Consider the following 18088-nt stretch of genomic DNA (forward strand, 5'->3'; position numbering starts at 1 on the left):
TGTAATTTTTGCCGATGAAGGCTATCTAGAATCTTATGAAATATATATCAGTAGCAGAATTTTCCAAAAAATGGAACATACCTGAAAGAACTGTCAGGAATTACTGTGCGCATGGCAGGATTAACGGTTCGTTCTTAACTGGTAAAACCTATAATATTCCAGAGGATGCGCTTCCTCCTTCAAAAGAAAGTAAAAAGAAGTTTAGTAAAAATCCTTTGCTGAACAAACTGAAGGAAGAGAAAGAAATGAAGCTCAAGGGCGGCATTTATCACAGAACCCAGATCGATCTGACGTACAACTCAAATAGAATAGAAGGAAGTAGGCTAACATTAGATCAGACAAGATATATTTTTGAAACAAATACGGTCGGGGTTTCGAAGGAAAGTATCAATGTAGATGACATCATAGAAACTACAAATCACTTTAGAGCTATTGATCTCATAATTGATAAGGCTAAATCAAAATTAACTGAATCATTAATAAAAGAGCTTCATTTCTTACTAAAGTCCGGAACATCTGATAGTGCTAAAGACTGGTTTAATGTTGGGGAATACAAGAAATTGCCGAATGAAGTTGGAGGTAATGAAACTACAGCACCGGGCAAAGTAGCAACTAGAATGAAAGAGATTTTATCTGAATACAACGATATTGAAAATAAAACCATTGAGGACATTATTGCCTTTCACTATCAGTTCGAAATTATTCACCCTTTTCAAGACGGAAATGGTCGTGTTGGCAGATTGATTATGTTTAAAGAATGCTTAGCTAACAACGTTATTCCATTTATTATTGATGAAGAGCTAAAGCTATTTTATTACAGAGGATTACAGGAATGGGAAAATATTAGAGGTTATCTTCTTGATACCTGCCTAACTGCCCAAGATAACTACAATGCCATTCTGAAATATTTTGAAATTCAAGAGTAAAAGCACATCTAAGCCAAGTGTATCAATTAAATACATTAATTAATAGTTGTTGGATTAGCCGAATATTTTTATTTAAAAGATTTCGGTTATGGAAAAGAACATTGAAATTAAAAATATAAGCACTGAAGAGATTATCAAAATTCTCAAAGAAGAGGAGGAAATTGAGTTAACTATTGAGGAAGCTGAACAAATTGTAGAATTTCTAAAAATGCTATTGACAGTCACAATAAGGGAGTTTTTAGATGAATAATATTTTAAGATTGTAGAAATGAAAAAAGCCGATTTATATATTCGTGTGTCAACCGATGAGCAGGCAGATAAAGGTTATTCCCAAAGAGACCAGGAAGAAAGACTGAGGCGATACTGTGAGAATAATAGTATCGTAGTGGGACAGGTCATTTATGAAGATTATTCCGCCAAAACCTTTAACAGGCCTGAATGGCTTAAGCTGCTTGATACTCTTAAGAAAAAGAGCTCCAAAACCAATTTATTGTTGTTTACCAAATGGGACCGTTTTAGCAGAAACGCTGGTGATGCCTATCAAATGATCAATATCCTGAAAAAGCTCAAAGTTGATCCGCAAGCCATTGAACAACCTTTAGATCTTTCAATTCCCGAGAACAAGATGATGCTGGCTATCTATCTTGCAGCACCGGAAGTTGAAAATGACAGGCGTGCCTTGAATACCTACTATGGAATGCGTCGTGCCAGAAAAGAAGGAAGATTAATGGGAAGGGCGCCCTATGGATATGTGAATAAGATCACGGAAAACGGGAAGAAGTATGTCACTCAAAAGGAACCTGAAGCTTCCAATATGAAATGGGCATTCAATGAAATGGCGAAAGGTGTTTATTCTGCCAGCCAGATCATGGATATGATGAATAGGAGGGAAGGGAAAACTGTAAAAGTTAGTTCTTTTCTTGCTGGCTTGAGGAATACTGCATATTGCGGAAAAATTTATGTAGAACAATACAATGACGAAGAGGCCCATTATGTTCCAAGTATCCATGAACCTTTGATCAGTGAGGAGTTATTCGACAAAGTGCAGAATATAATGAATGGCAATGCAAATCTTGCCAGACCCAATGTTAAAGTACTGTCTGACGATAATCTTCCACTGAGAGGATTCCTTCTATGCCCGGAATGTGGACATTTAATTACAGGCAGTGCATCTACAGGACACTCCAAGAAATATTATTACTATCACTGTCAGTCACCATGCGGATATCGTTATAGAGCAGAAATCATCAACAATAAATTCCTGGAATTACTGCAAGCATTAGAGATGAGGGAGTCCATTAAAAAATATTTGAGAAAGGTCTTGAAACAAAATTTTGAGAAGTTTATCGATAATCCTCAACATCAAAGAAAAAAGATATTAATGGAAATAGATGGATTGAATAACAGGTTAAAGTCGGCAAGAAACAAACTACTGGAAGAGATCATTGATAATGAGGAATACTTGGAAATTAAAACTGATTGCAAGGACAAAATTGAAAAGTTAGAAAGCAACCTGACCAAAGTAAAAGATAAAAACAAAATAGATTTTCCGAAACTACTTGACCATGCATTATCGAACGTTGTAGATCTTGCTAAAGTCTTTAGTAGTGGGGATATCACATTAAAACGTCAAATAATTAGTTCGATATTCCCTGAAAAATTGGAATTTTTTGAAAATCATTATCGAACTATTAGACCCAACGTTTTGCTGTCCTATATCTATCAGATTAACAATGATTTACGAGCTAAAAAAAACCGGAAAAATAGTGAATTATCACCTCTTTCCGGTCTTGTACCCATAACCGAATAAATATCGAAATATTTGGTGGAAGATTTAGAAAGAATCACAGAATTATCAAGAATGAAATATTAAATATTTTTACATTTTTATATTACCTTGATCTACAAAATTTATTATCCTTGATTTTTTTATTTCCAATATCGTTGATTGCTTTCTGTTTTAAAATTTTCGCTTTTGAGATTACTATCTTCATATAGAGTTTTAAAATCTTAACATTGATTACGAATATTATTTTTATGATTTCAAAAATTCCTCAATATCTACATATAGAAAATTGTATAAATTCGAAATTTATTCAAAATTGCAATTATAAATTAGCAAAATGAAAATCCTGATCATAGAAGACGAAACAGAGCTTGCAAAAAGTATTTCCGAATATCTTTCGGGAGAAAATTATGTCTGTGAATTTGCACCTACTTTCAGTGAAGCAATGGATAAGGTTGAAACTTTCCAGTATGACTGTATCTTATTAGATATTATGCTTCCAGACGGTAGTGGTCTGTCAATTTTAGAAGAATTAAAAAGACAGAATAAACAGGATGGGGTCATTATTATTTCGGCGAAGAATGCTCTGGATGATAAAATAAAAGGATTGAAGCTAGGGGCAGACGATTATCTTACAAAACCTTTTCATCTTTCAGAATTAATGGCAAGGATCTATTCAATTATAAGAAGAAAACAATTTAATAATTCGAATGTTGTAAAGCAGAATGAATTAGAGATCGATCTTTTAGCCAAAACTGTTACTATTAATAATCAAACGATTATCCTTACAAAAAAAGAATTTGACCTTCTTATTTACTTTATTGGAAACAAGAATAAAGTTATTTCTAAAAGCACCTTAGCAGAACATCTTTCCGGTGATTTTGCGGATATGCTGGATAACCACGACTTTGTCTATGCGCACGTCAAAAATCTTAAAAAGAAATTATATGAAGCTGGCTGTGATCATTATCTGAAAACAGTTTATGGAACGGGATATAGATGGGAAAATATGTAATTAATTATGAAGCCACTATTAAGTAAAACTACCAGACCGTTTTTAATTTTTGTTATGATTGTTCTGGTTTTCAGTATCCCAGTATATTATTTCGTAGTCGATGCAATATGGCAGGATGAACTTGACGAGCACAACGAGATCGTTGCAGAAAAAACAGGCTATGAATTTAACAAAATGAATGCTTCCATAGAAGAAATACAAAGCAGTATTACCTTGTGGAATCATATCCAACCAGGAACCAATATTGAAAAAATAACTTCCAATCATTTAAGGAAAGACTCACTTTTTACAGCTGAAAAATACAAACCTTTTTCTGCGGATCCGACGATCGAACGCTACAGATGTCTTAAAAAGGTCATTTATATAAAAAAACAACCTTATCTTTTTACCATAGAGACCAATATTGAGGAAACGGAAGGCACTGTAATGATCATTGGTCTCATTACATTTTTCTTTTTTCTTTTGATCGTGACAGGGTTGTTTATACTTAACAGGAGATTGTCCAAAACAATCTGGAAACCTTTTAGAAACACACTTGACAAACTGAAGAATTTTAATTTAAACACACAGACGCAGATTGAATTTGACAAGACAGACACTACAGAATTTGAAGAATTAAATCAGTCATTACGAAAATTAATTACTCATAACGTATCCGTTTATAAATCGCAGAAAGAGTTTACAGAAAACGCGTCTCACGAGTTGCAGACTCCGTTGGCCATCTTGAAAAATAAGCTTGATCTTTTGTTACAAGATGTAAACCTTACCGAAAGGCAATATGATATTGCAGAAGAAATGAACCGGGCTCTAACAAGAAGTTCAAGAATTAATAAGAACCTTTTGTTATTAGCAAAAATAGATAACAGCCAATTCGATAATTCTGAAATCATTAAGCTGGACGATCTATTGCACCAAAGTCTTGATGTCTTTAATGAACATTTTGAACAAAAGAATATTTCTGTTACAGAAAATATTTCTTCAGGCATTAAAGTAAATGGAAACAGCGGGCTGACTGAAGTTCTTATCAATAACCTAATTTTGAATGCTATCCGTCATACTTCACGTGACGGAGCAATATCGGTGAAGTTGACAAATTCAGTATTTGAAGTTGCCAATTCCGGAACTGAAAAATTAAATACAGATCTATTATTCAAAAGATTTTCGAAGCTTTCTGCTGACAATAGCGGAAGTGGTTTAGGACTAGCCATCATCAGTGAGATTTGCAAATTCCACCACTGGACAATCAATTATAAATTTGAAAATAATTTGCACATTTTTTCTGTAAAACTATAAAATTCAAAATTTCTTCAAAATTCAATTTTAGTTTTGCTGCATAATTCAATTTATGCAATCGTCCTTTTATTTCTATAGCCTAAAAGCTAAATTCCATAGAATAAGCCTTTTAAATTCAAATCATTGATATGAAAAATATTAATGACAGTTTTTTGAAAGGAAGAGCAAAAAGCCTTAAATACACATTTAACGGCGCATTTCTGTTGCTGAAAACAGAACATTCGATAATGACACAGTCTTTCATCGGGGTTATTTTCGTCGCTTTAGGCTTCTATTTTAAAATCACAAAAGTTGAGTGGATGTTTCAGATATTTGGCTTTGGACTTATTCTCACGGCAGAAAGCCTTAATACTGCAGTGGAAAAACTCTGCGATTTCGTTCATCCTGAATACCATAAAAAAATTGGTTTTATAAAAGACATTGCTTCCGGAGCGATGACATTTGCTGTGATCTCAGTTTTAATATTACTCACTCTTATCTATTATCCTTACTTATGAAAAAGTTATTCAATGGCAGATTTTCAACACTGTTTGGCGTTCTGAGTTTATATGTTTTTTTAGCATTTGTAATTAGGATAATACTACTGATCTGGTCTTTAAAAGATCTTGAGCTTAATTTCCTACATATTTTGCGGGCTTTTTTCACAGGGTTCGTTTTTGACCTGACGATGGGTTCCTTATTTTTGGCATTTTACGCCTTTTATCTTTTGATCTTTACGAAAAGATGGATTGGATCTTTGTTCGATAAAATCTTCACCTATTTTTATCTTAGCTTGATTTTCATTATTATTTATTTTAGCCTTTTGGCAGAAATACCTTTTTGGGATGAGTTTGGCGTGAGGTTCAATTTCATTGCTGTAGATTATCTTATTTACACTTATGAAGTTGTCGAAAATATCAATCAGTCTTATCCTTTACCTGTGATTGGAGTTGTTTTGGTAGGATTGATCGTCCTTACATTTGTTTTATTTAAAAAACTGAATATCTTCAAAAAGACTTTTTCTGATAAGAATTCTATCAGTAATCGTTTATTTTATTCACTTCCGGTTTTGGCAATTGCCATTATTTTAGGCTTGGTGATGAAAAACAAGCAGGCGGATTTCAGTAATAATTTGGTGGTAAATGAATTGGGGAAAAACGGTGCTTTTTCTTTTGTAACTGCCTTCAAATCAAACGAGCTTGATTATGAAACCTTCTACCCGAAACTTCCGGAAAAAGAAGCTTATTCAATAGTTAAGAAGAATCTTTTACAGGAAAATCAAAAATATACAACCGCAAAATATGATGATATATCAAGGCTTACCACAGGAAATAATGAACAAAAACCTAATATCATCCTTATTGCCATAGAAAGTTTCAGCGCAGATTTTCTGACAGAATTTGGCAATAAAGATCATCTTACGCCCAACTATGAAAAGTTGTCGAATGAAAGTATTTTCTTTACAAACCTGTATGCAACAGGAACAAGAACCGTTCGCGGGATGGAAGCTTTAACATTATCTGTTCCGCCAACACCGGGAAATAGCATCGTAAGAAGACCTAATAATCAGAATTTATTTTCCATTTCTACAATTGTAAAATCAAAAGATTATCAGCCCTATTTTATTTATGGCGGCGATGGTTATTTTGATAATATGAATACCTTTTTTGGTGGACAGGGATTTGATATTGTTGACAGAAACAGAGGTAATCCTTTAGCGGACGAGATTAAAACACAAAGATTTGCAATTCCTGATAACGAAGTGAAATTTGAAAATGCCTGGGGAATCTGTGATGAAGATCTTTATAATCAATCTATCAAATACGCTGATAAAAGCGCTAAAGCAAACAAACCGTTTTTTCAGTTTGTAATGACCACTTCCAACCACAAACCTTACACTTTCCCAGCAGGAAAGATCGACCTTCCGCAAGGTGATAGAAATGCTGCCGTGAAATATACAGATTATGCTTTAGGAAAGTTCATTGCGGATGCGAAGACAAAACCCTGGTTTAAAAATACCGTATTCGTTATAGTTGCAGACCATTGTGCAAGCAGTGCCGGGAAGTGGGAGATCAATATCGACAGACATCACATTCCTGCAATTATTTATAATCTTCCACAGCAACAACCAACAAGAATTGATCGTTTAACTTCACAGATCGATTTGATGCCGACTTTATTCGGATATCTCGATTGGAATTACAACACAAGTTTGTATGGAAAAGACATCAATCAAACAAAAGTTGGAGATGAAAGAGCTTTTATAGGCAATTACAGAACATTGGGAATGCTGAAAGGAAATATTTTCACACAGATTGACGATAGAAAAAGGTTAAAACAGTTTGGGGTTTCAGGAAATGAAAAACAGACTTTATCAGAAATAAAAGCAGAAAATCAGGAATTGGCCTCTCAAACCATTTCTTATTATCAGACAGCAAGTGTAAGATTCAAAAATGGAAAGATGAAAGTAAAATAGAATATTCTGAGATGTAAAACCTTCCAAAAGATTGGTGATATCATCGATCTTTTGATTGTTAATAGGGTACAATATTTGGATTTTAATCAATTTTTAAAACCTGAGATTCAAAATTAATTCAGAATTAGGATATTAATTTGTGTCAGATAATTCCAGAATTATGAGATTGATAACTTTTCTGCAAAACAACAAAAGGCTTTTATTTCGAGCCACGGCTGGTTCGCTTTTGATTGCATTTGTAATATTAAGCTGTATTGTTTTCTTTCTGCCATTGGAATATTTGGACATCCATATTTCAGAAGAAATACAGGAAAAACAAACTCCTAACCTTAATACACTGATGATTTGGCTGAGCTGGTTTGGCAGAACATCAGTTTCGGTTGTAATGGTCGGTATAACTTCACTTATCTTTTTTATTTTAAGATTAAAAAAAGAAGCTGTTTTGATGGTTTCTACACTTTTTTCCGGAATTTTAGGGTTAGGACTAAAAATGCTGATCAACAGACCACGTCCTTCCAAAGATCTGGTTGTCCTTTTGGAAGAAACAAAATATCAGAGCTTCCCTAGCGGTCACGTTTTGTTTTACACAGTTTTTTTCGGTGCATTGATATTGATCATTCTTCATTTAAAAAAGATTAAGTATAAGGTCAAATTATTTCTGATTATCATTTGTCTTTCGATGATTTTCTTGGGAGCGGTTTCTCGGGTTTATCTCGGCGCGCATTGGTTTACAGATGTTTTGGGTGGATTTATACTAGGCGTTTTTTGCGTCTTGATTATTGGATATTTCTACGTCAAAAATGACAAAAACATTCCAAAAGCGTAACTAAAATTCAAAATTTATTCTAAATCAGATTGCATTTTTGTACTTAAAATACGACGTAGTGTAATCTTTTATTTAGAAATATGATTTTAAAAATTGTCCTTTTATTTTCGGGAACTATTCTCGCTTTTTGGCTGAGCGCTATATGTGGTGGCGGAGCAAGTCTCATATTAGTTCCGATTCTAAACCTGTTGCTTCCCACCTCTGTCGTACCTTTTTCATTAACAATTGGGACTTTTACAAGTTCTGCATCAAGAATTGCGGTGTTCAAAAAGCACATCAACTGGAAGATATTTTTCTGGTTTGTTCCATTTTCAATCCCTGCGGTTTTAATCGGAGCTTATCTCATTAAATATATAAATCCCAATTATTTACAGCTCATTGTTGCTATGTTTCTTATCGCCAATTTACCTCAATTGTTCAAATCTAAAAATACTGCTGAGAAAGAGGAAAAGCCATATCCGGAATATGTTTTGGCAATTGTTGGCTTTCTGGCAGGTTTTGTATCCGGAATGACTGGTGCAATCGGACTTTTGTTTAATCGGTTTTATTTAAAATTTGGACTCAAAAAAGAAGAAATAGTTGCAACGAGAGCGGCCAATGAAATCTTTATGCATCTAATCAAGTTGATAATTTATATAGAACTGGGATTATATTCAAATACGGCGTTGTGGTTGGGTTTGACGATTGCTGTAGCTACAATAATTTCTTCATATACCGTAAAATATATCCTTCCGTATTTAAGCGAAAACATTTTCAGAAAAATTGGTTACAGTGCAATGGTTATTGCGGGAGTGACATTATTTGCTGGGACCTCCAATAGAATTATCAAACAAGACAAAATTACTTTTGCGGCTGTTCAAAAAAATAACCAAAAAGAATCTATCATTTCCTGGAGGAATACTGACTTGGTTTTGGAATATACTTATGACGAAGGTTTAGAAATAGAAAGGCCTATTCTTCCCGAAGAGTTACCGGATCGACTTATGGAAAAATACAACCAGCTTAAAAACAAGTTTGACACGATTCATATTGAGAAGGTTTTTATTTTTAGAAAAGAGCCGAGTTACGAATTCTATTGTTTCAGAAATAATCTAGTGACAAAGCTAGAGATGAAATGATTCAAAATTTCTACAAAATCAGAACTCATCTTTTGCCAATCAACAAAACATCTTTTGTAAATATATAATGAAAACCGCTAATGAATAGTTTAGTAGAAGCTGTACGTGATTATGTGATATTGTTTCTTTCAGAAAATCTTTCGAATGAGCTTGTTTTTCATAACATCAACCATACCTATGAAGTTGTTGCTGCGGCGAGAGAAATTGGCTCTCAATGCGATCTTTCTGACAATGAAACTCTTGCTTTAGAAGTTGCTGCCTGGTTCCACGATTGTGGGTATGCAAACACATATCTCGGTCACGAAAACGAAAGTAAGAAAATAGCCAAGGATTTTTTAGAAAACTATGGATGCGAGAACGGTTTTATCAGTTCAGTTTTAAACTGCATTGAATCCACAAAATATCCGCCCAAACCTTCTTCACTAATCGAAAAAGTGTTATGTGATGCTGATCTGTATCATTTGACAAGAGCGAATTATCCAAAGTATGAAAAGGCATTGAGAAGGGAATTTGAAATATTTCTAAAACTGATCTACACTGACGAGGAATGGCTCAAAAAGAACTGTTGGTTTCTCTCAGAACATACCTATTACACAGATTTTGGTCAAGAAGTTCTTTCGAAGTTTAAAGAGACCAACATTCAGATGCATTGTCCTAAATAAATTTTAAATCAAATTAATAAACATAAGATGTCAAAATTCACTCAAAAAACAGTTTTTAGCATTTTCATATTATTTTCAACATTTGGAAAAATTTCTGCCCAAAGTAATGATACCATTCAGGTTCAGGAAACAAAGCAAGATAGCATCGTTGAACTGAATACAGAAACAGATCATCTTAATTATAAAAGATTGATTGTTCCTGCGGCCTTAATAGGCTACGGCGTTGCAAGTTTGTCAGTAAAAGGGATTAAACAATTGAATTTCTCTACTAGAGATGAGATCAATGAACACAAACCGGATCACATCAGACTGGATAATTACACCCAATTCGCACCTGCCGCTTTGGTCTATGGATTAAATGCTTTTGGGGTAGAAGGAAAACATAATTTCCGTGACAGAAGTATCATTTACGGAACTTCGATGTTGATTACATCAGCGTTTGTAGTTCCATTAAAGCATATGGTAAAGGAAGAAAGACCGGATCAATCCAATAATCTTTCTTTCCCTTCAGGTCATACAGCGATTGCGTTTGCCTCTGCACAGTTTATGTTCCGAGAGTACAAGGACACCAATTTCTGGCTCGGAATTTCTGGATATTCAATCGCTGTTTTTACGGGAGTTTACAGAATGTTGAATGATAAGCATTGGGTTGGAGATGTCGTTGGCGGAGCCGGATTCGGTATTCTTTCCACGGAACTGGCTTATTGGTTATATCCTAAAATCAATCATTTGATAGGAGGGAAAAATCAAAATTCAGCCACTATGGTAATGCCTTTTTATCAGAATAAAAGTGTAGGGATTGGTTTTGTTAAAACCTTTTAATTGATGTCAAAAAATAAAAATATGTGGTTCTATTATGCCTTGCTTTCAGCTGTTTTTGCTGCATTCACAGCAATTTTTGCAAAAATGGGAGTATCCAATATCAATTCTAATTTAGCAACTGGAATTAGAACAGTAATTATTTTGGTATTGGTCTGGAGCATTGTTTTTATAAAAGGCGAGTCTAACGATATTGGATCATTATCAAAATTCAATCTTATTTTTCTTGTCCTTTCCGGTGTCGCAACTGGGTTATCCTGGCTGTTTTATTTTAAGGCTTTACAGATAGGCAAAGTTTCGCAAGTCGCGGCGGTAGATAAATTAAGTGTAGCTATTGCTATTATTTTATCAATCTTCTTTTTTAAAGAAACATTAACATTGAAAACTGCGATCGGGGCTTTGTTGATTATCGGCGGAACTATTTTACTTGCGTTTAAATAATAAAGATCCGGTCATCTATAAAATATTTTGATTTTTTAGTCGAATTCAAAATGTTTTCAGAATTGAATTTCATTTTTGCCTCATCATAAACATCGCTTTGAAAAAACTATCAATTCTTTTCGCTTTAATATCGACAACGTTAGTCTGTGCTCAAACTATAGACAAAAAATCATCTGACACTTTAAAAGACCATCAGGTTAAAACCATTCAGGAAGTTATTATCAATGGAAAAAAACCTATTGTCGAAAATAAAGTTGATAAAATAGTCTACAATGTTGCCAATGACGTAACCTCACAAAGTGGAGCTGCAATTGATGTTTTGAGAAAGGTTCCACAGGTAACGGTGGATGCAGACGGAATTGTGGAGTTACAGGGAAATCCGAATGTCAGATTCCTGATCAACGGAAAACCTTCAAGCATATTTGGGAATAGTCTTGCCGATGCGCTGGCTTCTATTCCTGCAAGTCAGATCAAAAGTATTGAAGCAATAACTAGTCCCGGATCAAAATACGATGCGCAGGGAACTGGCGGAATCATCAATATTGTTCTGAACGAAAGCAAAGTAAAAGGCATCAACGGATTGATCACTGCGTCTGCGGGAACACGTTTTGAAACGGGCTCATTAAATCTGAACTTCAGAAATAATAATTTCAGCTTAAATACCTTTTTCAGCGGAAATGCACAGTTGAAATCCAGAACACCTTTTTCACAAGACAGGATTTCTCATACAGCTACCACTCAAACCCGATTATTGCAGGACGGCTACACCGATTTTCAGAGACACGGTTATCGTACAGGATTGGGCTTTGACTGGACAATCAACAAAACGAACACATTAAGCGGTTCCATTTCTTACAACGATTTTGCCAACAAAAGCATCGGTTTCATTAATCAGCAACAATATATTGCTGATTTTTCTAATTCAACTGACCAGTCGATCATTGGTTACAGAGCTTCAGACAACCGTTCTTCGGTAAATTCTATTGATGGAAATTTGAGCTATCGAAAAATATTCCAAAGAGAAGGACAGGAATTGACAGCAGATTTCGTTGTAAGCTACGGATCACCTAAAAGTAATTATTTACAAACTCAAAGTCTTGCAGCAGCTTTATCTCCTTATGATGGTATTTCGGGGAGAAATCCGGGAACGGATACCAGTCATAATTTGTCGGTCGATTATGTGCAGCCGATCAATGACCAAATTACATTGGAAATGGGTACAAAAGCAATTTTCCAGCACATTACAACAAATACGGATGTGAATGTTTTGGATGCTTTTTCAAGACAATATGAATTTGATCCTTTCCAGTCTTACCGTTTGAAATATGATATGGGAGTTTATGCCGCATATGTTTCCTCTTCATTAAAATTATTTAATAACTGGCTGGATGTAAGAGCAGGGGCACGTTACGAATATACGACGGTAAAAATAGATTATCAGAATACCAATATTCCATCATACAGTTTGCTGGTGCCGTCATTCATTTTGTCTCATAAATTTGACAGTGGCGAAACGATAAAATTAGCCTATACAAGAAGAGTTGAAAGACCGGAATATGCTGAATTGAACCCATTCTTAAATTTCAGCGATCCTCATAATATCACAACAGGAAATCCTGCACTAAAGCCGGAAATAGGGGATAATATGGAATTAGGTTACAATAAGAATTTTGAAAACGGCGCTAACCTTTCATTCACCCTTACAGAAAGGATCAACAGTCAGGATCTGAAACAAATCACTACTTTTTACCCAATTTATACGGTAAGCGGGACAGATTATACAAATGTTTCAGTAACCAGAAGAGATAACATCGGCAAGGAATATAATTCTGGTGGAATATTGTCAGGTTCTGTTGCTTTTTTAAATAATAAATTAAATCTTCGTGGTAATATGATGGTTTTTCACCGATATATTGTCAGTAATTATTTTGGGAACGTTGATATGGGAATGCGTTACCGCCTGAATTTAAATCTGAATTACTTATTTCCAACAGATTTTATCGTAGAAGCATTTGGGAATTTTAATTCTGCGGCGAAAAATATTCAGGGTAAAAATCCACAGTCGATCACTTATAGTATTGCGGCGAGAAAACAGTTCTGGAATAAAAAAGCAAGTATTGGAATTACAACAACCAATCCTTTCAACAAGTATATCAAACAGGCGACAACTGTTGAGACAGGTGATTACAGCTCATCTTCTGTCCGTTATTTACCACTCCGTTCTTTCGGGATCAGTTTCAGTTATAAGTTTGGAAAAGATTTTAAAAAGGAAAAAGATATCAGTGATGATTATTTGAATGCGGCTTCTCAAGGAAATTAGGAAAAAATATCTGGACTTAATGATATTAATTTGTTATTTGTTATGACTTTGAAAATAATTATGCATTCAAAATATGAGCGATAGTAGGAAATTATCTGTATTTTTCCAACCGTATGAGAATAAATAATTTTAATTAAAGCGTGGTTTTATAAATTATAGCTGTGTCTTCGATTCGTAATATTAGCGTCGTATAGATTGCATTACTAGATCGTCAAATTTAGAATAGATGAATTTTTTAATTCTGTTAAAGTGAATTTTTTATAATAAAGCAGCGTAAATATAACCTGTTGCTTATTGTTTGCTATTGCGCTTATAATGTAGTTGCGTCAAACCAGTTTCAAATGTTTTTGCTGTAATGAATTTAAGTGCCTGTTCGGGTCTTCCATCTTTAAAAAGCCTTTTTCCGTCACCCAACAAAACTGGAATTACCGAGATTGTAAATTCATCTATTAAGCCCTGCTTCAATAGGTCATTGATTACTTCTGCGCCACCATCACAATAGATATTTTTACCATTTTCTGATTTCAAACGGTCAATTAATTCTGTTAAGCTGCCTGTATAGAAAATCGTTCTACCTACTTGCGGTCTCTCAGTTCTTGTTATGACATATACATCTCGTTGTCCGTTGTCATAATGAGACGCCCCAATTTCGCTAAGGACATAATCATATGTCTTCCTTCCGATAATTATGGTGTCAATTTGGGAGGTAAATTCCTCATACCCATAATCTTCTCCTGCTTTTTCTACAAGTTTCAAGAAACTCAGATCATCGTTTGATTTTGCAATGTATCCGTCCAAACTCATTGCAATAAAAAGTGATATTTTTCGCATTTGTTTTGAATTTTAATGTTTCAGCAAAATTACTTTTACGTTGCGAACTACACTTTGTAAAAATGCGACAAAATTAAAATGATGATGGTGAAAGCCCCGTATTGCGTTTGAACTCATTGCTAAGATGTGAATGATCGTAGTATCCACATTCAAATGCAATATCTAATAAACTGCGGTTTAGCTTCGGATTTTTGATTAAATTCAGAGCATTCTGAAAACGGATAATGTTCGAATATTCTTTTGGCGATAACCCAATTAGCTTTTTAAAATTCCGCTCCAGCTGTCTTACGGTTGTAAAATTCTTTTTTGCCAGATCATAAATGCTGATGGTTCCGTTTGTTGAATGTATATCATTGAGTTCGGATTGTAGCAGGCAATTTTTGCTTTTGATCCGATCCGAATAAAAATGGTTAAAATAAGAGAATGGATTTTCAAGTGTTTTATCGACACTAAATGAATTCGCTTTTTCTAATGCGATAGTATTATTTGTCAACTCATTTTGTGAAGCGTGGGTATAGAAATTAGCAAAAGTTGCCGGTTTTAGGCACGCACCTAACAAATGTGTATCGATTTCAATTAAGCTATCTTTAAAAGAATTCATTGCACCGACTGTAAATTCCAGTGATATTGACCACCCAATTTCAATTCAAAGTGACCAGGTAATTTCGGTTTAAATTGACCACCTGGAATGAATTCATTTTAATGCCATATATATCAATTTACTACATGTTGAAATTTATTTTTTATCCATTTTGTTAATTTGTGTAATCAGATTCTTTTTCCAAATAATTGATTGATGATAATTTTGCAATTTCATTCAAATCTTCTACAAAAGTGTTCGAAAATTGTACCTCTGGGGTCACAAACGTCAACAATTTTGTTGGCGTTTTTTTTGTTTCTTAGAAACATTATTAAAAAAAGGACGAAAGTGAATGACTGTAAAATAGATCGTTCTAGAACAAAGATAATTGTATAGATTCCTCCTTGGTAGCAACTCCTGAAAAAAGAAAAGTTTGTACGATATCATATTGCCCAACTTTTCCATTACGTTTTCTCAAAGCAAGTTGATTACAATGAAACTTAAAATTGACATCAGGAAAGAGATTTTGTGAATTTTCTATTTGTTCTGGAGTCAATTCTCTACCAATACTCAGGTGAGCTGATGAATTATTATTTTTGCCTTTAATTCTTGCTCTTACTTTTTGTAATAATTTTTTAAAACGTTCATCTCCATCTTCATCAGGTAAAACCAATAATGTTTTTGAATAAACAACCTAATCAAATATGGCATCAAAAGGCATTTCTTCTCGAGCGATTTTATTTAGTTTTTCAACAATACTTACCAGTCCTTTTCGGTGGCGTCAAACTCTAGGATAGTAATATGCGCCTTCGAATTTCGACTTCCATAATTTCCTATTTTATTGAATAGTTCGTCTTTGTAAAATTAAAACGGATAATATCAGGGTCACCAGGGTGAATTACAATGGAATAACGATTTAGCATGGTCAAGAAAATTGGATTATGATTAGAGTAAAATTAAAAAAATAAGAGGACTTTTAATGGTGTAAATCTAATTGTGATATTTTCAATTTATAGACCATTTGTCAAAAACGTTTATCTTTGCGCCAGTAAAAAATGACAATACAAAGAGTACATATCAACCTAAATCTATGCGATAGCCCTTCGGCAAAGGGACTGTTCGGATATGAAATGATGAAAGTCAAAGAGGCGAAATGTACATCCTTTGGAGATTTCTTACTGTAAATTTGTAAAAATTTTATCCAAATACTACAGAAACGCCTCGATCATCGAGGCGTTTTTTTGTGTTTTTAAAACAAAATTATTTAGAAAAAAAAAAATAACTACAAAAATGAAAATAATTTAATCAACGATGAATCAATAAGTAGAAAATAAAGCGTGATAGGAAAGCCAATGATAGACAGTCATTTAGGGAATTAAAGTATCTGTAAAAATATTACGGACAGGAATTCTTTGTTCCAAATTTAAAACATAAAGCACTAATTATCAAATACTTAAATATAAATAAATTTGCGAGTTCAAAAAAATCATATTTACTTTGCAACCGAAAATTAAAAGCAACTGGTTTTTAAGATTCAACAAAAACATAATTAAAACAAGAATAAAAAAATGAAATATTCACAACACATATCTGATAGGTTTTCAGGACTACACGGACAAGATCCGAAAGGATGCGAATGTTTTCTTGCGAACGGAATTGTGGAGAAAAGGTGCTTATATCAATGGGTCAGCTAATGAACTGACACGTCAAAATATATCCAGCGCCTCCCAAAAAGAGGTGCTTTTTTTATGGTTAAAAACTAGCTCTCTTCTTTTGGCGGATTTCGGCAAATCAAATAACTCAAATGAGATGAGTTACGAAGAAAAAACAAAAGTCTGTCCAGCGCAGAAGTTCTTTATTTAAAACAAAAATACAGATAGACTTAGTTTTTCTTCATCAATTTTAATGGAATTAGTTCGCGGAAATTCCATTAATATTTATTCAGAATTTAAATTAATTAAAAGCAAAACAATGAAAACAAATATATTTTTTACGGCAGACCATCATTTCGGTCACGCCAATATTATAAAATTCTCCGAAAGGCCTTTTGAGTCGATTGAGCAAATGAATGAAGAACTCATCAAAAGATGGAATGAGAAAATCGGTAAAGATGACACCGTCTATCATTTGGGCGATGTGAGTTTGGGAAAACCAGATTTCACTAAGGAGATTCTGAATCAACTCAATGGAAAAATCCATCTGATAAAAGGCAATCACGAATATGCCGCACTTCGCGTTCCTGATAGATTCGAATGGATCAAGGATTATCACGAGTTGTATGTCGAAGATGAAGATGTAAATCTAGGCAAGCAAAAAATTACGCTTTTGCATTATGCAATGCGGACCTGGAATGGCTCACATCACGGAACTTGGCAGCTCTACGGCCATTCGCACGGGACTTTGCCAGATGATGAATTAAGTTTGAGTATCGATGTCGGCGTTGATTGCCATAATTTTTATCCGGTTTCTTACGCAGAAATCAAGGAAATTATGAAACGTAAAAGGTGGACTCCGCCATTTGCGCCGAGGGATTAATTAAATATTTAAAATAATCTCATCTACGCAAATTGATTGCGCACTACCGCTTTTACTTTGCATCATCAATTAGAAATAATACTAAATTCAGCAACGGATTTTAGTCAAAATATCAGACAGGTCATGTTGAGCGTTTCGGTATATCGCCATTGCAGAAAGGTTTGTTGAGAAACATTATCGCTTTCTGTTCAGCTTGATTTGAAGGTTTTGAAGTTTGCCAAAAAACTTTCCATTTTCTATGTATGGAGGTTCGAATCCTTCCTGTTTTTGAACAGTAGCTAAACGGTATAGCAATAGATTTTTATGCGAGGGTTCGATTCCCTCTCTCAATTTAGGTTTGAGATAGCTCAGTTGGTCAGAGCACTACGCTTTTAACGTAGGTTTTTGGAAATAGACTCAAAATCTGTATCCGACAGTCGAGTTTTTAAATGTTTTCTCATTAATAAAAACATTTACCAGAGGAAAGTTCTGAAGTTTTTTC

At 34.1% G+C, this 18088-nt stretch carries 17 protein-coding genes; 14 read left to right on the forward strand and 3 right to left on the reverse strand.

All coding sequences use genetic code 11. The annotated features are described in order from the left end of the window. The first annotated feature begins 35 nt into the window (after positions 1-35). The 13 genes from BMW39_RS19620 (at position 36) to BMW39_RS13920 (ending at position 13661) form a co-directional block, all read left to right on the forward strand. Positions 36-926 (forward strand): Fic family protein, encoded by an 891-nt coding sequence (locus tag BMW39_RS19620; RefSeq protein ID WP_034979996.1) that lies wholly within the window; start codon positions 36-38, stop codon positions 924-926. Positions 927-1014: 88 nt separating this feature from the next. Further along, positions 1015-1176, forward strand: coding sequence for a DUF2624 family protein (locus tag BMW39_RS19170; protein WP_117590505.1), 162 nt, complete (start codon positions 1015-1017; stop codon positions 1174-1176). An 18-nt stretch (positions 1177-1194) separates the two neighbouring features. After that, on the forward strand, positions 1195-2736 hold the full coding sequence (locus BMW39_RS13870) for a recombinase family protein (RefSeq protein ID WP_074719349.1): 1542 nt from the start codon (positions 1195-1197) through the stop codon (positions 2734-2736). 313 nt (positions 2737-3049) lie between these two features. Further along, on the forward strand, positions 3050-3727 hold the full coding sequence (locus BMW39_RS13875) for a response regulator transcription factor (protein ID WP_034979970.1): 678 nt from the start codon (positions 3050-3052) through the stop codon (positions 3725-3727). Positions 3728-3733: 6 nt separating this feature from the next. Further along, a complete protein-coding gene (locus BMW39_RS13880) occupies positions 3734-5020 on the forward strand; it encodes a sensor histidine kinase (RefSeq protein ID WP_034979967.1) in 1287 nt (428 codons plus the stop codon). Positions 5021-5148: 128 nt separating this feature from the next. Next, a complete protein-coding gene (locus BMW39_RS13885; protein WP_034979964.1) occupies positions 5149-5517 on the forward strand; it encodes a diacylglycerol kinase family protein in 369 nt (122 codons plus the stop codon). Next, positions 5514-7475, forward strand: coding sequence for an LTA synthase family protein (locus BMW39_RS13890; protein WP_034979961.1), 1962 nt, complete (start codon positions 5514-5516; stop codon positions 7473-7475). The genes BMW39_RS13885 and BMW39_RS13890 overlap by 4 nt, the downstream gene beginning before the upstream one ends. Positions 7476-7635: 160 nt before the next feature. After that, positions 7636-8301 carry a phosphatase PAP2 family protein gene (locus tag BMW39_RS13895; protein ID WP_034979958.1) on the forward strand — a complete coding sequence of 222 codons (666 nt, stop codon included), beginning with the start codon at positions 7636-7638 and terminating at the stop codon, positions 8299-8301. Positions 8302-8381: 80 nt separating this feature from the next. Next, positions 8382-9419, forward strand: coding sequence for a sulfite exporter TauE/SafE family protein (locus tag BMW39_RS13900; RefSeq protein WP_034979955.1), 1038 nt, complete (start codon positions 8382-8384; stop codon positions 9417-9419). Positions 9420-9499: 80 nt separating this feature from the next. Further along, on the forward strand, positions 9500-10081 hold the full coding sequence (locus BMW39_RS13905) for an HD domain-containing protein (RefSeq protein WP_051880110.1): 582 nt from the start codon (positions 9500-9502) through the stop codon (positions 10079-10081). A 27-nt stretch (positions 10082-10108) separates the two neighbouring features. Then, the gene (locus BMW39_RS13910) at positions 10109-10903 is read left to right on the forward strand and encodes a phosphatase PAP2 family protein (protein ID WP_034979952.1); all 795 of its coding nucleotides are present in this window, start codon (positions 10109-10111) and stop codon (positions 10901-10903) included. Between the two features lie 21 nt (positions 10904-10924). Then, positions 10925-11341, forward strand: a complete 417-nt coding sequence (locus BMW39_RS13915; RefSeq protein ID WP_034979987.1) for an EamA family transporter — start codon at positions 10925-10927, stop codon at positions 11339-11341. A gap of 97 nt (positions 11342-11438) precedes the next feature. Then, on the forward strand, positions 11439-13661 hold the full coding sequence (locus BMW39_RS13920; RefSeq protein ID WP_051880109.1) for an outer membrane beta-barrel family protein: 2223 nt from the start codon (positions 11439-11441) through the stop codon (positions 13659-13661). Positions 13662-13952: 291 nt separating this feature from the next. Here BMW39_RS13920 and BMW39_RS13925 read toward each other — a convergent pair whose 3' ends face one another. The 3 genes from BMW39_RS13925 to BMW39_RS13935 form a co-directional block, all read right to left on the reverse strand. Beyond that, positions 13953-14492 carry a dihydrofolate reductase family protein gene (locus tag BMW39_RS13925; RefSeq protein WP_034979949.1) on the reverse strand — a complete coding sequence of 180 codons (540 nt, stop codon included), beginning with the start codon at positions 14490-14492 and terminating at the stop codon, positions 13953-13955. Positions 14493-14565: 73 nt separating this feature from the next. Then, positions 14566-15093: a helix-turn-helix domain-containing protein gene (locus tag BMW39_RS13930; protein ID WP_083391933.1), complete on the reverse strand. Its 528-nt coding sequence runs from the start codon at positions 15091-15093 to the stop codon at positions 14566-14568. Between the two features lie 352 nt (positions 15094-15445). Continuing rightward, positions 15446-15745 (reverse strand): hypothetical protein, encoded by a 300-nt coding sequence (locus tag BMW39_RS13935; RefSeq protein ID WP_051880108.1) that lies wholly within the window; start codon positions 15743-15745, stop codon positions 15446-15448. A gap of 1298 nt (positions 15746-17043) precedes the next feature. On the opposite strand from BMW39_RS13935, the gene BMW39_RS13945 reads away from it, so the two are divergent. Beyond that, the gene (locus BMW39_RS13945) at positions 17044-17607 is read left to right on the forward strand and encodes a metallophosphoesterase family protein (RefSeq protein ID WP_034979979.1); all 564 of its coding nucleotides are present in this window, start codon (positions 17044-17046) and stop codon (positions 17605-17607) included. The last annotated feature ends 481 nt before the right edge of the window (positions 17608-18088 follow it).

The sequence above is a fragment of the Epilithonimonas lactis genome (assembly GCF_900110605.1).
In the GTDB taxonomy this organism is placed as follows: Bacteria; Bacteroidota; Bacteroidia; order Flavobacteriales; family Weeksellaceae; genus Epilithonimonas; species Epilithonimonas lactis.

Bases quoted from the DNA above. Each gene is read 5' to 3' on its own strand.
- BMW39_RS13930 (WP_083391933.1), bottom strand. From the start codon at position 15,093: ATGAATTCTTTTAAAGATAGCTTAATTGAAATCGATACACATTTGTTA.
- BMW39_RS13880 (WP_034979967.1), top strand. From the start codon at position 3,734: ATGAAGCCACTATTAAGTAAAACTACCAGACCGTTTTTAATTTTTGTT.
- BMW39_RS13910 (WP_034979952.1), top strand. From the start codon at position 10,109: ATGTCAAAATTCACTCAAAAAACAGTTTTTAGCATTTTCATATTATTT.
- BMW39_RS13885 (WP_034979964.1), top strand. From the start codon at position 5,149: ATGAAAAATATTAATGACAGTTTTTTGAAAGGAAGAGCAAAAAGCCTT.
- BMW39_RS19620 (WP_034979996.1), top strand. From the start codon at position 36: ATGAAATATATATCAGTAGCAGAATTTTCCAAAAAATGGAACATACCT.
- BMW39_RS13895 (WP_034979958.1), top strand. From the start codon at position 7,636: ATGAGATTGATAACTTTTCTGCAAAACAACAAAAGGCTTTTATTTCGA.
- BMW39_RS13870 (WP_074719349.1), top strand. From the start codon at position 1,195: ATGAAAAAAGCCGATTTATATATTCGTGTGTCAACCGATGAGCAGGCA.
- BMW39_RS13900 (WP_034979955.1), top strand. From the start codon at position 8,382: ATGATTTTAAAAATTGTCCTTTTATTTTCGGGAACTATTCTCGCTTTT.
- BMW39_RS13925 (WP_034979949.1), bottom strand. From the start codon at position 14,492: ATGCGAAAAATATCACTTTTTATTGCAATGAGTTTGGACGGATACATT.
- BMW39_RS13915 (WP_034979987.1), top strand. From the start codon at position 10,925: ATGTGGTTCTATTATGCCTTGCTTTCAGCTGTTTTTGCTGCATTCACA.
- BMW39_RS13905 (WP_051880110.1), top strand. From the start codon at position 9,500: ATGAATAGTTTAGTAGAAGCTGTACGTGATTATGTGATATTGTTTCTT.
- BMW39_RS13890 (WP_034979961.1), top strand. From the start codon at position 5,514: ATGAAAAAGTTATTCAATGGCAGATTTTCAACACTGTTTGGCGTTCTG.
- BMW39_RS19170 (WP_117590505.1), top strand. From the start codon at position 1,015: ATGGAAAAGAACATTGAAATTAAAAATATAAGCACTGAAGAGATTATC.
- BMW39_RS13945 (WP_034979979.1), top strand. From the start codon at position 17,044: ATGAAAACAAATATATTTTTTACGGCAGACCATCATTTCGGTCACGCC.
- BMW39_RS13875 (WP_034979970.1), top strand. From the start codon at position 3,050: ATGAAAATCCTGATCATAGAAGACGAAACAGAGCTTGCAAAAAGTATT.